We start from the raw sequence: 13,244 nt of genomic DNA, 5'->3' as shown, positions 1-13,244 counted from the left end.
CTAGCAAAAAACCCCGCCGGCGTAGAGCCGGGCGGGGTTTTTTTATTGGACTCGCCAGTTCGTGAGCTGCGTTGCCACCCGGTCGCCCGACGGCTTCACCGGCCGGCAGTCATATCCCGTCGTCAATACGACGCCTGGCGGCGCTTGAGCCGCGCTCGCTTTTCAGGACGCTCTGCAACCGCCTTACCGGCTCGCAAACGCGAACGCGAACCAGCCGGTGCTGCCGTTCGTCGACATGCGACGCGGCCGGCGGCTCGTGTTCTGCGGCACGGCGAGCGCTGCGCGCGGCGCGGTGAGGCGCAGCGGCGTCGGCTTGCGCAGCAGCGTACGCAGCGAAAAGCGGCGTGAACTGCCTTGCAGGCGCAGCGCGGAGAAGAACGTATTGAACCAGGTGCGAATACCATCGACGGCTTTGGCATCGCGCCAGTGTTCGCCCAACGCGCGAGTGCGCGTAGCGTGGTGACGCAGCGCGCGCACGACATGGCGACGCGCGGGACGGGCCGCTTTCAGTGCGGCGCGGGTAAGACGGGTGCTCAGAAGAGTATGCATGGCTTCACTAGTAGGCAACGTGTCGCGCGACGGGATGTGCGCCATCAGGAGCACCAAATGTGCCAATGGCGGCGTCGCAATGAACGGCGCGAAAGCCTTGAATTCGATGGAAAGGTGCACGGAGTACAGCGGAGCCGGCCGTGACGGCCTCGACGCGGCGCAGAAGTGCGGGAATGGCGATCAACATGCAGGGGAGGTTACACGCGATTCATGACGTCAGAAAGTCGGTTTTTACCCTGCGAATACGGGTTTTTACGGAGAAAATCGTGAATCGGCGCGGCAACGGTCGAACCCTTTGAGGGCGATTATCGTGCGTGTTTGCCCATTGAATGTGCCGGGAAGCCGGGCGCCGGGCATGAAAGTCGTGCGTAAGGCTGCGGCTTCCAGATGGTGAAACAGCACGCGGCGCGATCGCGCCCGTTTTACAATCGAGCATCAGCTAGTCGACAGTAACGGAACGCCATGTCACTTCATTCCAAGAAAGAGCAGATTCAAACGTTGCGAGAGCAGGGTTTTGTCGTCGTACCCGGATTGGTGTCGCCTGAGCGGTGCGAGGAGCTGAAGCAGATCGCGCAGCGCCAGCTGGAGGAAGCGGTCGCGCCGATCGAGTTCGAAGCGGATTTGCAGTATCCCGGCGCGCCGGCGTCCAAACAGGCGCCGGGCGGCCACACGGTGCGGCGGCTGCTGGATGCGTATGGACGTCATCCGAGTTTTGCGCGCTGGGCGACCGCGCCGGAAATTCGCGGCTGGATGGAGTTGTATTTCGGTGAAGAGCCGCGCCTGTCGCGCGCGCACCATAACTGCATGATGACCAAGCACCCTGCGTACGGCAGTTTGACCGGCTGGCATCGCGACGTGCGCTATTGGTCGTTCGAGCGCGACGATCTGGTTTCAGTGTGGCTCGCGGTCGGTTCGGAAAAGGTGGATAACGGCGCGCTATGGCTCGTACCGAAGTCGCACACCGCCGCGTTCACATCCGAGCGGTTCGATCAGGCCAAATTCTTCCGCTCTGATCTGGAAGAAAATCAGGAATGGATTCGCACCGCGGTGTCGCCGGAACTGCAGGCCGGCGACGTGGTGTTCTTCCACTGCAATACGCTCCACTCCGCGGGCAAGAACATCACCGATCAGGTGAAGTTCTCGCTGGTGTACACGTACCACGGCGCGAGCAACGTGCCGTTGCCGGGAACCCGTTCGGCTGCGAAGCCCGAGGTCGCGTTCTAGAGGCTTCGGTCGCTCGCGGCGCCTTGGGTTTTCCTGCTCGAAGCTCGAAACGCAAAGTGCCGCATGGCCGCGCCCGTGTTTAGCGCCTGCGTCCCGACAAAGCGATGCCCGTCAGGCCGGCGATCGTGGCCACGACGCCGCCCACGATCAGCAAGATCGCTTTGTTGGTCGGCGAACCGGTAAAGACGCGCGAGACGTCGCTGCTCACCGAATTGAACGCCTGTCCGCCGAAATACAGCAGCACGATACCGCCGACAATCAACGCGATGGAAATCGCCTTCGTCATTGACCTCTCCTATAAGCCTGAATCGGGCAGAGTGTAGGGGACCCGCAAGCAATCGTCCATCCCGCATACTGGGCGTCTGCATGCATCACGTCGATTCGCTACCATAGCGGTCTGGCCGCATCTCCGACCTATAAGAAAAAAGGCGGCACGCCTCCCGCAGCATGCAATTGCCCATGCCCGCACTGATCGGGCGCCTTTACCATCAAGGACACTAGCAATGGCTTACGAAGCAGCTTCAGAACGCTATTCGGATATGCAGTACCGCGTCTGCGGCAAGTCGGGTCTCAAACTGCCGGCGCTGTCGCTCGGACTGTGGCACAACTTCGGCGACACCACGCCGATCTCCACGCAACGCGACATTCTGCGCACGGCTTTCGATCTGGGTATCACGCACTTCGACCTCGCCAACAACTACGGGCCGCCGTACGGCAGCGCCGAAACCAACTTTGGCCGCCTCTTCAAGGACGACTTCAAGCCGTACCGTGACGAGCTGCTGATTTCGTCGAAGGCCGGTTGGGACATGTGGCCGGGTCCGTATGGACAAGGCGGCGGCTCGCGCAAATACGTGCTCGCGAGTCTCGATCAGAGCCTGCAGCGCATGGGCCTCGACTACGTCGATATTTTCTATTCGCATCGTTTCGACGCGGATACGCCGCTCGAAGAAACCGCCGGTGCGTTGGCGAGCGCCGTGCAGCAGGGCAAGGCGCTGTACATCGGCATCTCGTCGTATTCGGCCAGCAAGACGCTCGAAATGACGAAGCTCCTCGCCGAGTACAAGGTGCCGCTGCTGATTCATCAGCCGGCGTACAACATGCTCAACCGCTGGATCGAACACGAGCTGCTGGGCGCGCTGGAGCAGGTCGGCGCGGGTGCCATCGCGTTCACGCCGCTGGCTCAGGGGCTGCTCACCGGGAAGTACCTGAATGGCGTGCCGGAAGACGCGCGGGTCAACAAGCCGGGCGGCGGTTCGTTGAAGCAGGAGCATCTGAGCCCGCAGAATATCGAGCATGTGCGCAAGCTCAACGACATCGCGCAGCGTCGCGGTCAGAGCCTCGCGCAGATGGCGCTCGCGTGGGCGCTGCGCGATCCGCGCGTGACTTCCGTGCTGATCGGCGCAAGCCGCTCGGAGCAGGTGCGCGAGAACGTCGGCGCACTGAAGAACCTTGCGTTCTCGAAGGACGAGCTGGCCGAGATCGACCGCTACGCGACCGAAGGTGGCATCAATCTGTGGGAAAAGCCGTCGACGGATCAGGCGATCTGATTCCAGCGTCGTCTGCCACGCCGCAGAAGCAGAAAAGCCGCCTACGGGCGGCTTTTTTCATCTAGACGAGCGCCGGCAAACCTTCGACCAGCACGACCGCGAACACCACGCCGATCAGCGCGCCGAGCACGCGCAGCGCGTTGTGCCGGAATTCCGTCTTGCAGGGAAGCGCACCGACAAACAAAGCCCCGGCCAACGCCATCGGAATGACCAGGATGAAATCGCCGATCGTGAAGTAGGTCGTCATTCTCGTCTCCTTTATATTTCCGGCGCAGCCGGCGGCTCGATTTATGGAGTCATGCACCGCCCACGCACGATTCGAGTATAGGAGACAGTCAGGCCGCCATAACGGCGCTTTGCGGCGCCGCAGCGGCTATTCGCAAGCCGCTGAACCCCGGCGCCGCTTGGGCCGCCGCGATTGCCGCGTCGCAGCAAATAAGCTGGAAAACATGAAGTGTTGGTTTACGCCGACCTTACTTTTCGGCGTCGTTCAATGCGCCATGGGTCATCAAGCGCTCATGCGCGGGATTGCTCCCGTTTGCGCAAACGCGCCGCAGCAAAGAGGCCGATGACGAGCAACACGCCGACCAGTCCAACGACGCCGTTCCATCCATAATTTGCCCACATGTGGCCGCCATACGAGCCGACCACGCTGGAGCCGATGTAGTACGCGAGCAGATACAGCGCGGCGGCCTGACCTTTCGCTTCTTTGGCGAGACGTCCTACCCACCCGCTCGCCACCGAATGCCCGGCGAAGAAGCCGAACGTGACGCAGGCGATGCCCGCCACGATCGCCGTCAGCGGATGCAGCATGGTGAGCGCGACACCGAGCGCCATCAACAGCAAGCTCCCGGTGAGCACGCGTGCGCGGCCGAACGTATCGGCCATGCGTCCCGACCACGGCGACGCGACGACCCCGGTCAGATACACGACGAAGATCGCGCCGATTTCCGTCTGATCCAACCGGTACGGCGGCGCCAGCAACCGGTAGCCGAGGTAGTTGTAGAGCGTGACGAAGCTGCCCATCAACACGAAGCCGAGCAGGAACAGCAAGGGCAAGCCGGGTCGTGTGAATTGCTTGAGCAGGGCGCTACGGTGATGCGTGAAGCCGAGTCCGCGCCGCGGCACGAAATGACGCGACGGCGGCAACAGCGCGCGAAACGCGAGCATCGACAGAAGGCCTAGCACGCCGATCGTGCCGATCGCGACGCGCCACGAAAACAGATCCGCGACGACGCCGGTAATCACGCGCCCGGCCATCCCTCCAATCGCCGTGCCGCCGACATAAAGCCCCATCGCAAGGCCGAGCCCGTCGGGATGAACTTCTTCCGCGAGATAGGCCATCGCGACGGCGGGCACGCCGCCGAGCGCGAGCCCTTCGAGCGTGCGCAGCACGAGCAATTGATGCCAATGCGGCGCGATCGACACCGCGATCGTCGCCAGCGCGGAAACGGTGAGCGAGAGCGTCATCAGCCTGTGACGGCTCCAGCCTTCCGAAATGAAGCCGGCGACGAACACGGCAAGCGCGAGTGCCGCCGTGGTCAGCGAGAGCGACAGGCTGCTTTGTGCAGGCGTCACGTTGAACGCGGTGGAAAACGACGGCAGCAGAGGCTGCACGCAATAGAGGAGCGAGAACGTCGCGTAGCCGGCGAACAGCAGCGCGATGCTGGCGCGCCAGTACGCGCGCGTGCCGCGTTCCAGGTAGGGGATGTCGGACACAGCGCAAGCGGTTGATGAAGTGGGCGAAGCAGGAGCAGCCGAAGTAGCGGTCCGGTCGGAGTCCGGCGGCGGGGTCACGAAAAATTCTCCTCGGGGATGCAAAGGCACAAAAGAGTTAAGGATACGCTGAAAAACACGCGCGGGTCGGCGCGGTGCGTTGCGGGCCGCCAGGACGGCGTGACTTGCCGACGCGCCCGCCCGCCATTTTTGCGGGACCGCAAGTACGACGCTACCCGTGTGCTTGCGCGCCGCTCGCGGGTGCGGAGGGATGCACGATCTGTTCGTCCGTCGGCAGGACGGCAACATGGCCACATGTGCAGTCGGCGAGCTCGCCGCCGCTGCGCCCGACGCGGCAGGCACCCCTTCGCCGCCTGCCGCTGCGCGCGAGGCACCCACCGCCGCCTGGCTGCTGGCCGCTGCGCCCGCCGCCCCTTCGTTGGCTGCCGCTGCGCCAGAAGCACCCGTCGCCCCACTCGCCTTCGCCGGCACAATCCGCACCGGCGCGCCGTCGACGATCGAGTCCTGCGGATTCAGGATCACCTGCTCATCGCCTTGCAAGCCGGACGCAATCGCCACACGTGTGCCGAAGTCCGTTCCGAGCGACACGGCAATCAGCTTCACCTTATGCTGCGCGTCGACGGTCGCGACCCTCACGCGATCCGCGCGGGAACAGCAGTGAGCGGTGTGTCGAGAAAGGCCTGCACGTTGCCGGGCAGCACGAGATCTAGCCCGGTGGTCGACTTCTGAGGGCGCACGACTTCGACACTTGTCTGGCTCGCGTGCTCGGCATCGCGTTCGAGCGCCGCGTGTGCGTCGTGACGCGACCAACTACCTTGTGCCGCAAGCGCGACGACCACCACGGCCGCCGCGACGCCGATCCAACGGGCGCGTCTGGCCTTTGCCGGATCGCGCGCGGTGCCGGAACCATTTGGACGTTGTGCTTCCATCAACCTTCCCCCTGTCGACCCGAGGTGGGGCTCACTCCGGTCCCTTGCAAAATGGTTGCCATGAAGATGCCCGGGCAGTCCATGCTGCCTCTCGTGCTGCCTGCTGTGGTTGCTGACACGCTCGCGGCGGCGCCGTACGTCATGGCTTCTGCACCACGTGTTCGGCTGCGCGCAGGCGGCGTGCCGCGAGTCGCCGGTAGATCATCGAAAACACCACCGGCACGAAGATGAGCGTCGCCAGCGTGCCGATCGTCAGCCCGCCGATCACCGCGCGCCCGAGCGGCGCATTCTGCTCGCCGCCCTCGCCGAGTCCGATCGCCATCGGCACCATGCCGATCACCATCGCGAGCGCCGTCATCAGCACGGGACGAAAGCGGGTGAAGCCCGCTTCGATCGCCGCGCGCGTCGCGTCGCCGTGTTCGAGCAACTGCTCGCGTGCAAAGCTGATCACGAGAATCGAGTTGGCGGTGGCGATGCCGATACACATGATCGCGCCCGTGAGCGCGGGAATCGACAGCGTGGTGTGCGTGAGAAACAGCATCCAGACAATACCCGCGAGCGCGCCCGGCAATGCGGTGATGATGATGCTCGGATCGAGCCACGACTGGAAGTTGACCACGATCAGCAGATGCACCAGCAGAATCGCGAACACGGGACCGGCGAACAGACCCGAGAACGATTCGTTCATGGTCTGCACCTGACCGCGCACTTCGACGGTCGAGCTTTTGGGCAGACCGGCTTTGACGTCGTCGATGATCTTGCGGATGTCGTCGGACACGCCGCCGAGATCGCGGCCGTCGGCGGTGCCGAAAATATCGATGGTGGTTTGCGCGTTGTAGTGCGTGAGTGTCGCGTTGCCCGCTTCGCGCTTCATGGTGGCAAGCGAGCCGAGAATATTGCTGCGGCCGTTCGCGCGTTGGCGCGGGCGCGTGATGCGGATCTGCCGGTTTATGGTGATATCGCAGCAGATATTTCGCGAGCGTGGGCACGAGCGTTCGTGAGGAAGTGCGACGCCAGCATCGCGAATACCGCCGCCTCGGCGAGCGGAATGAACAGATAGTGCGCGACGCCTGTTAGCAGAAACATCGGCACGAAGACGATGCAGATGGACAAGGTCGACACCAGCGTCGGAATGGCGATCTGATGCGCGCCGTCGAGAATCGCCTGTTCGAGTGTCTTGCCCTGTTCGAGTTGATGACTGATGTTTTCGATCGCCACCGTCGCATCGTCCACCAGAATGCCGACCGCGAGCGCGAGCCCGCCGAGCGTCATGATGTTGATGGTTTCGCCGAGCAGGGAGAGCGCGATGATCGACGTGATCATCGACAACGGAATCGACACGGCGATGATCAGGGTGGCGCGCCAGTTGCCGAGGAACAGCAGGATCATCAGACCGGTCAGGCATGCCGCGATCAGCGCCTCGCGCAGCACGCCTTGCACCGAAGCGCGCACGAACAGCGACTGGTCGGCAACCGGGTCGATATTGAGCGAAGCGGGCATGAGATTGCACAGCGTCGGCATCATCTTCTTGATGCGATCGACGATCTCGAGCGTGGATGTATTGCCGCTCTTGTTGATGGTGAGGAGCGCCGCGCGCTGGCCGTTCACGCGCACGATATTGGTCTGCGGCTGGAAACCGTCGCGCACATGAGCGACGTCGCGGATATACACGGTGCCGTTGGCGGTGGATTTGATCGGAATACTGTTCAGGCCTGCCAGCGAATCCGGGCTGCGTTCATTTCCACCGAGTACTCCGTCGAGCCGATTTTCGCGGTGCCCGAGGGCAGGATCAGATTTTGCGCGCTGACCGCGTTGACGACGTCCATCGGCGAAAGATTGCGCTCCTGCAGTATGCGCGAATCGATATCGGCCATGATCTGCCGCTGTTTGCCGCCGTAGGGCAGGGGCGCGGAAGCGCCGGGCACGGTGGCGAGCTGCGTTTTCGGAAAGTTGTTGCCGAAGTCGAACAGCTCCTGCTCGGTGAGCGATGCGGAGGAGAGCGCGAGGCGCAGGATCGGCACCGTGGAGGCGTTGTAGCGCAGGATATTCGGCGGCGTGATGCCCGGCGGCAGCGAGCGCAATTGCGTTTGCGACAGCGCGGTGACTTCGGCGAGCGCCTCGTCGATATTCGCGTGCGGCTGGAAATAGATCTTGATGACCGCGATACCGTTCAGCGAAGTCGACTCGGTGTGCTTGATATCGTTGACCGCAACCGAAAGCCCGCGCTCGTAATTGAGCACGATGCGCTTTTCCATCTCGTCGGCGGGCAGGCCGTTATACGACCAGATCACCGAGAGCACCGGAATGTCGATATTGGGGAAGATGTCGGTGGGCGTGCGCAGGATCGTCAACGGTCCGACGATCAGCAATAGCAGGGCCAGGACGACGAACGTATAGGGGCGGCGCAGCGCGAGACGAACGATCCACATGGTCGGCTCAGCCGCTCAAAACCGCGCGGGGAGCGCCCCGCGCACGGCGCGCATAGCGGAACTGACGCGCACCGCGGCGGCCTGATCGGGCAAATGGTCTAGTTGGTGCACGTTTTTGATATCTCACCCCAGCAGGGTTTATGATGGGCTCGTTGCGACGCGTTACGCTGCGAATCATCGGTCCGCCGCGCCGTAATGGGAATAGGGCGAAACGACGGGTGAAGAGCCTCCTGTTCGCTCTTTCCCCGGCCCCGAAAAACGGGAACAATGACTCGAACCTCTCACGCGTATCACGCGCAGCAGATTGGGTGCGTACGCAACGTTATCGACGGAGCGACGCTTTTATCATCACCTTGACCGGCATGGAAACCATAAAGCCGGCTATGGGAGAAACGGGGAAACATCATGCAAATCGGTTCCATTGTCCGATCGGTGCATATCGCCGTGCCGCAAGGCGCGCGCGGGATCGTCATGCGCATTCTCGGCGACATGGCCATGGTGGCGTGGTATGCCGGCGAGCCCGGCGCTTCGCTGCAACTGAACACTGAACCCTTTTTCCTTGAAGACCTGATCGATACGGGCGAGCTGGTGCGGCCGTCGAGCGCGCAGATGCATTGAAGGCAGTTTGAGTGCAGACCGTGTGCGCGTTGTAAGCCGCGGGCTGTTCCGCGCCGTGTGCTGTCGCCCTCGTCTTTGACGGCGGCGCGGCGCACAATGCGGGCATGAACGACGACATCCTCGATCCCCTGGACAGCGCGGACAGCGCTGTGCCTTTCGCCCGGCTCAAGCCGGAAATCGTGCTCGACGCGCTCGACAGCGTGCTAAGCACAGTCGGCGTGCGCACCGATGGGCGCATGCTGCCGCTCAACAGCTACGAGAATCGCGTGTATCAGGTCGGCGTGGAAGACGGCCCGCCGGTGGTCGCGAAGTTTTACCGCCCCGAGCGCTGGAGCGACGCCGCCATTCTCGAAGAACATGCCTTCGTTGCCGACCTCGCGGCGCGCGAGATTCCGGTCGTGCCCGCGCGCGTTTTCGAAGGCCGCACACTGCATACGTTCGACGGTTTCCGCTTTTCCATTTTCGAGCGTCGCGGCGGCCGCGCGCCGGATCTCGACCGGCCCGACACGCTGGAATGGCTCGGGCGTTTCATCGGCCGCATCCATGCGGTGGGTCAGACGCAGAATTACATCGAACGTCCCACTCTGGACATTCACACCTTCGGCTATGAGCCGCGCGACTTTCTGCTCGCCCACCGTTTCGTGCCGGACGACGTGCGCACCGCGTGGGAAACCGTGGTGAATCTTGCGCTCGAAGGCGTGGAGCGTGCGTACGAGCGGGCCGGCGATATCCGCATGTTGCGAATGCATGGCGACTGCCATCCGAGCAATGTGTTGTGGACCGACGCGGGGCCGCATTTCGTCGACTTCGACGACAGCCGCATGGGACCGGCGGTGCAGGATCTGTGGTTGCTGCTGCCGGGCGAGCGCGGCGAGGCATCGCGCGCGCTGGCGGATCTGCTCGCCGGCTATGAAGATTTCTGCGACTTCGAGCCGCGCGAACTTTATCTGGTCGAAGCGTTGCGCACGCTGCGGCTGATTCACTATCAGGCGTGGCTCGCGCGCCGCTGGGACGACCCGGCATTCCCCGCGGCGTTCCCGTGGTTCAACACGCAGCGTTACTGGGAAGACCGCATCCTCGAGTTGCGCGAGCAGCTCGGCGCCATGCAGGAAGGGCCGCTCTGGCCCGTCTGAGTGACGTCTGGCGCATCGCCGTTCACGCCATGCGCGATTCGCCGCAGGCGCTCAAGGCGCCTGCGACGCAACGCTCGACGACTCCACCAGCGTCGATCTGACAATCAATTCCGCGCGCACGTCGCGCCCGATGGCTTCGAGCGCGGGGCGCATCTGCGCGAAGTCGCCGGGCGTGCAGACGTCGCTGTCGAAATGCGTGGCGCCCTCGCGGGTCATCGTGACGACGTTGCTGAGCGGATCGAATGTGTACTGCGACTGGAAATCGACGAAGCGGTCCTGAGTCCGCTTCGCTTCCGGCATATCGAGCACGCGAAAATTGGCCGGCAACTCGATGCGCGCGCGTTCATGCAATGCCAGGTTGTGACAGACGAATGGCTGCGAGCGCTGCCGCTCGCCGAGCCAGTAACGCGTATCCGCCGCGAGGCCGCCGGCGAGACTCGTCAGCGCCGGAATCGATGCCGCCGCGCCCGGCACCACGAGACTTTCCAGCGTGCCTTTCATCGTGATGGTGAGCGGGCCGTCGGCAACGGTGAGGTCGTTCGTGGTAAGCGTGGCGGTGCCGCGCAGGTTGGCGCTGCGCAATTCGGCCTGAATCGATTCCTCACGTTGCGCGGGCGTCTGCGTGCGCAACATGGCGCGCGCCTGCTCGGCGGAAGCGCCGGCCGCCTCCAGCCGATAGGTGAAGCTTGCCGAGCCATCCGGTTCGACCTTGATCGACAGATCGGTGCTGCGCGTCATGAGCGCGGTGGCGGGCGTGCGCGACAGCACGCCCTCGCCGACGAGCACGGTCGGCCGGTTCATATCGGACGACGGCAAGAAGCCGAATTCGACATTCGCGGCGGTCGAGTCCGCGTACTGCTGCAAATCCGGCAACCACGTGATGATGTGATTGATGACGCCGTAACCCGGCACGCTCGGCAGCGAGTAGATCGTGCCGCTGCTGATCAGCGCCGGCTCGTTGCGCACGCCGGCCGCGTCGAGCAACGCGCCGTAGAGCGCGACATGGTCCTTGCAGTCGCCGTAACGGTTCGCGAGGACCGCGCTCGCGCTGTGCGGCACCACCGCGCCGCGTCCGACGTTGATCGCCACGTAGCGCACGTTGCGGCGCACCCAGTCGTACAGCGTCTTGGCCTTGTCGCGCGGCGTGCGGTCGTGCACGGTGAGCTGTTGCGCGAGGCGGGTGAGGGCGGCGTCTCGCGCGCTCGGGTCCGCGGCGGATTCCCGGTAGGTTGCGGCGAACGCGGCATAGTCGGGGAAGGTCGAGACCATCAGCCGGTCGCCATACGATACATAGGCCACCGAGCCACGTTCCAGGCGGCTGAAATGGGCCTTGTCGTAGCGATATTCATAGCGCGTGCGGCCGTCGCGCGTCACGGGTTGTACGACGGTGAAACCGCGCGCGTCGGCATAAAGCGGCTTGCCGGCGGGCAGATCGTAGATCAGGCGGAAGTTGTGCGTCGGTGCGAGATCGGGCGGCGTGAAGTCGCTGAATTCACCCGGCACGATCGGCTGCTTCTGTGTCTTGCGATAGGTGAGATGCACGCGCGCGCCTGGCTCCACGGCGGGAAACACGATCACTTTTTCCTGAATGTCCTGAAACATCGGCGCGTCGAACGAGCGGGCTTCCTGCACGTCGCGAATCTGCTCGGGCTGCACGTCGTGGCGCACGCCGTCGGCGGTGGTCGTGTACGCCTCGAGAACCTGCACGTCCGCCATGTTGCGGTTGAACCAGACGTATTGCTGCGCCACTCGCGCGACGCCCGCTTCGTTGTTCACGTGCAGCGTCATCGAATCGAGCTTCGAGTAGGAGCCATCGGCATTGACGGTGAAGGTCTGCGTCTCGCCTTCGTTGGTGTACGGATCGTCCAGTCTCGCCGCGACGCTCGCGTGCGCGCCGTGGATGCCGGCAAGCCAGCCGAAAGAGGCAAGACAGACCACGGAAAAAAGGCGCATGGCAGGGAGGTGTCCGGGCGTGACGTTGACGGAGTCGCCAGTTAGAGTCGGTTTGCGCCGCGCTAATGTCAAGCGGATGCCGCGCGTTGTGATTGAGCAAATGGCCTGTTTGTGTAATGATATCCATTCTCAATTGAAAGGCGCCGCCAGCTTTCCGTCACATCTCTCCTCTGTGACCGCCAGCCAGCCTCTCAGCCGGACCGCCTGGACCGCAAGCCGGGTCGTCCGGCACTCCCTTCCCGATATCTCTTTGACCGCTGTCAGGTGAACGTGCGCTGTATCGCCGCGTGCCCCGCGACGGATCATCTTGCTGCGCCTGGAGCCCCGATTTGAATGCGCCTGACTCGATCGATATGCAACCCGCCGCTGGTCGCGGCACGCAGTACACCGTCCATACGCCGGAACGCGGACATCATCTGATGGACGACGCGGAGCAGGCGGCGCGGCGCCAGCGTTCGCGGCGAGCGAATTTCATCAAGTGGCTGCGCAAGGTGCATGGCTGGGTCGGGCTGTGGGGCGCGGTGCTGGGTTTGCTGTTCGGCGCGACCGGCTTCCTGCTGAACCACCGGGGCGGCCCCTTGAAGGTATCGTCGGGCGAGCCGCAGGTCGAGGAAATGCAGATTCCCGTGCCGCAAAAACCGCTGCGTTCGCCGACGGACATGGCGAAGTGGCTCAAAACCGAGCTGAAGATCGACGGCAAACCGGGCCGGATGAAGCGCGAGCCGGCGCATCCGGTGGCGTGGGGTGATCGCAGCACGATGCAGCCGGAATTCTGGCAGGTCGGCATCATGGGACCGTCGCAGAGCGTGCAGGCCGAATACTGGGTAGGCAATGGCTTCGTCGCGGTGAAACGCACGCAGAACTCGTTTCTCTCGACGATGAACAACCTGCACAAAGGCGTCGGACTGAGCGTCGGTTGGGTATTGCTGATCGATACGATTGCCGGCAGCATGATTCTGCTTTCGCTGACCGGTGTCCTGCTGTGGACCGAGTTGAATAAACGCCGCGTGGTCGGCGTCGTGCTGGTGGGCGGGTCGGTGATCGCCGCGGTGGTTTGCGGCTTGATGTAAGCGGGGTGCTGCGTCGCGCTGCGCGGCGGCGGCCGGGCAGCAGCGCCGCGCGCGC

Annotated in this window: 12 protein-coding genes and 1 pseudogene; 6 read left to right on the top strand and 7 right to left on the bottom strand. The window is 63.7% G+C overall.

What is annotated here, in order from left to right; translation table 11 throughout:
* Positions 1-183 precede the first annotated feature (183 nt).
* On the bottom strand, positions 184-549 hold the full coding sequence (locus CJU94_RS04750; protein ID WP_095420222.1) for a hypothetical protein: 366 nt from the start codon (positions 547-549) through the stop codon (positions 184-186).
* 462 nt (positions 550-1,011) lie between these two features.
* Between CJU94_RS04750 and CJU94_RS04745 the strand changes: the two genes are divergently transcribed.
* Positions 1,012-1,773: a phytanoyl-CoA dioxygenase family protein gene (locus CJU94_RS04745; protein ID WP_095417730.1), complete on the top strand. Its 762-nt coding sequence runs from the start codon at positions 1,012-1,014 to the stop codon at positions 1,771-1,773.
* Positions 1,774-1,852: 79 nt separating this feature from the next.
* Here the strand turns inward: CJU94_RS04745 and CJU94_RS04740 are convergent, their stop codons facing one another.
* Positions 1,853-2,059, bottom strand: coding sequence for a DUF3185 family protein (locus CJU94_RS04740; RefSeq protein ID WP_095417729.1), 207 nt, complete (start codon positions 2,057-2,059; stop codon positions 1,853-1,855).
* 217 nt (positions 2,060-2,276) lie between these two features.
* On the opposite strand from CJU94_RS04740, the gene mgrA reads away from it, so the two are divergent.
* The gene (gene mgrA, locus CJU94_RS04735) at positions 2,277-3,320 is read left to right on the top strand and encodes an L-glyceraldehyde 3-phosphate reductase (protein ID WP_095417728.1); all 1,044 of its coding nucleotides are present in this window, start codon (positions 2,277-2,279) and stop codon (positions 3,318-3,320) included.
* 61 nt (positions 3,321-3,381) lie between these two features.
* Here mgrA and CJU94_RS04730 read toward each other — a convergent pair whose 3' ends face one another.
* On the bottom strand, positions 3,382-3,567 hold the full coding sequence (locus tag CJU94_RS04730; protein WP_007179669.1) for a hypothetical protein: 186 nt from the start codon (positions 3,565-3,567) through the stop codon (positions 3,382-3,384).
* Positions 3,568-3,836: 269 nt separating this feature from the next.
* Positions 3,837-5,039: an MFS transporter gene (locus CJU94_RS04725; protein ID WP_244220917.1), complete on the bottom strand. Its 1,203-nt coding sequence runs from the start codon at positions 5,037-5,039 to the stop codon at positions 3,837-3,839.
* 268 nt (positions 5,040-5,307) lie between these two features.
* On the opposite strand from CJU94_RS04725, the gene CJU94_RS41710 reads away from it, so the two are divergent.
* On the top strand, positions 5,308-5,718 hold the full coding sequence (locus tag CJU94_RS41710; protein WP_244220916.1) for a hypothetical protein: 411 nt from the start codon (positions 5,308-5,310) through the stop codon (positions 5,716-5,718).
* Here CJU94_RS41710 and CJU94_RS41705 read toward each other — a convergent pair.
* Together CJU94_RS41705 and CJU94_RS04715 are read right to left on the bottom strand one after the other, a co-directional pair.
* Positions 5,690-5,986, bottom strand: a complete 297-nt coding sequence (locus tag CJU94_RS41705; RefSeq protein WP_244220915.1) for a hypothetical protein — start codon at positions 5,984-5,986, stop codon at positions 5,690-5,692. The genes CJU94_RS41710 and CJU94_RS41705 overlap by 29 nt on opposite strands.
* 139 nt (positions 5,987-6,125) lie before the next feature.
* Positions 6,126-8,415, bottom strand: a pseudogene (locus CJU94_RS04715) (efflux RND transporter permease subunit).
* 405 nt (positions 8,416-8,820) lie between these two features.
* Between CJU94_RS04715 and CJU94_RS04710 the strand changes: the two are divergent.
* Entirely contained in the window at positions 8,821-9,033 is a 213-nt protein-coding gene (locus CJU94_RS04710) for a hypothetical protein (RefSeq protein ID WP_007179664.1), read from the top strand.
* 104 nt (positions 9,034-9,137) lie between these two features.
* The gene (locus CJU94_RS04705) at positions 9,138-10,166 is read left to right on the top strand and encodes a serine/threonine protein kinase (protein ID WP_095417727.1); all 1,029 of its coding nucleotides are present in this window, start codon (positions 9,138-9,140) and stop codon (positions 10,164-10,166) included.
* Between the two features lie 51 nt (positions 10,167-10,217).
* Here the strand turns inward: CJU94_RS04705 and CJU94_RS04700 are convergent, their stop codons facing one another.
* On the bottom strand, positions 10,218-12,119 hold the full coding sequence (locus tag CJU94_RS04700; protein ID WP_095417726.1) for a DUF3857 domain-containing transglutaminase family protein: 1,902 nt from the start codon (positions 12,117-12,119) through the stop codon (positions 10,218-10,220).
* Between the two features lie 329 nt (positions 12,120-12,448).
* Here CJU94_RS04700 and CJU94_RS04695 point away from each other — a divergent pair, with 329 nt between their 5' ends.
* Positions 12,449-13,189: a PepSY-associated TM helix domain-containing protein gene (locus tag CJU94_RS04695; protein WP_095417725.1), complete on the top strand. Its 741-nt coding sequence runs from the start codon at positions 12,449-12,451 to the stop codon at positions 13,187-13,189.
* Positions 13,190-13,244: the final 55 nt, after the last annotated feature.

It is taken from the genome of Paraburkholderia aromaticivorans (assembly GCF_002278075.1).
Taxonomy (GTDB): domain Bacteria; phylum Pseudomonadota; class Gammaproteobacteria; order Burkholderiales; family Burkholderiaceae; genus Paraburkholderia; species Paraburkholderia aromaticivorans.
Note: the sequence above shows the minus strand (reverse complement) of the source record. Positions and strands in the feature narration are given on the sequence as shown.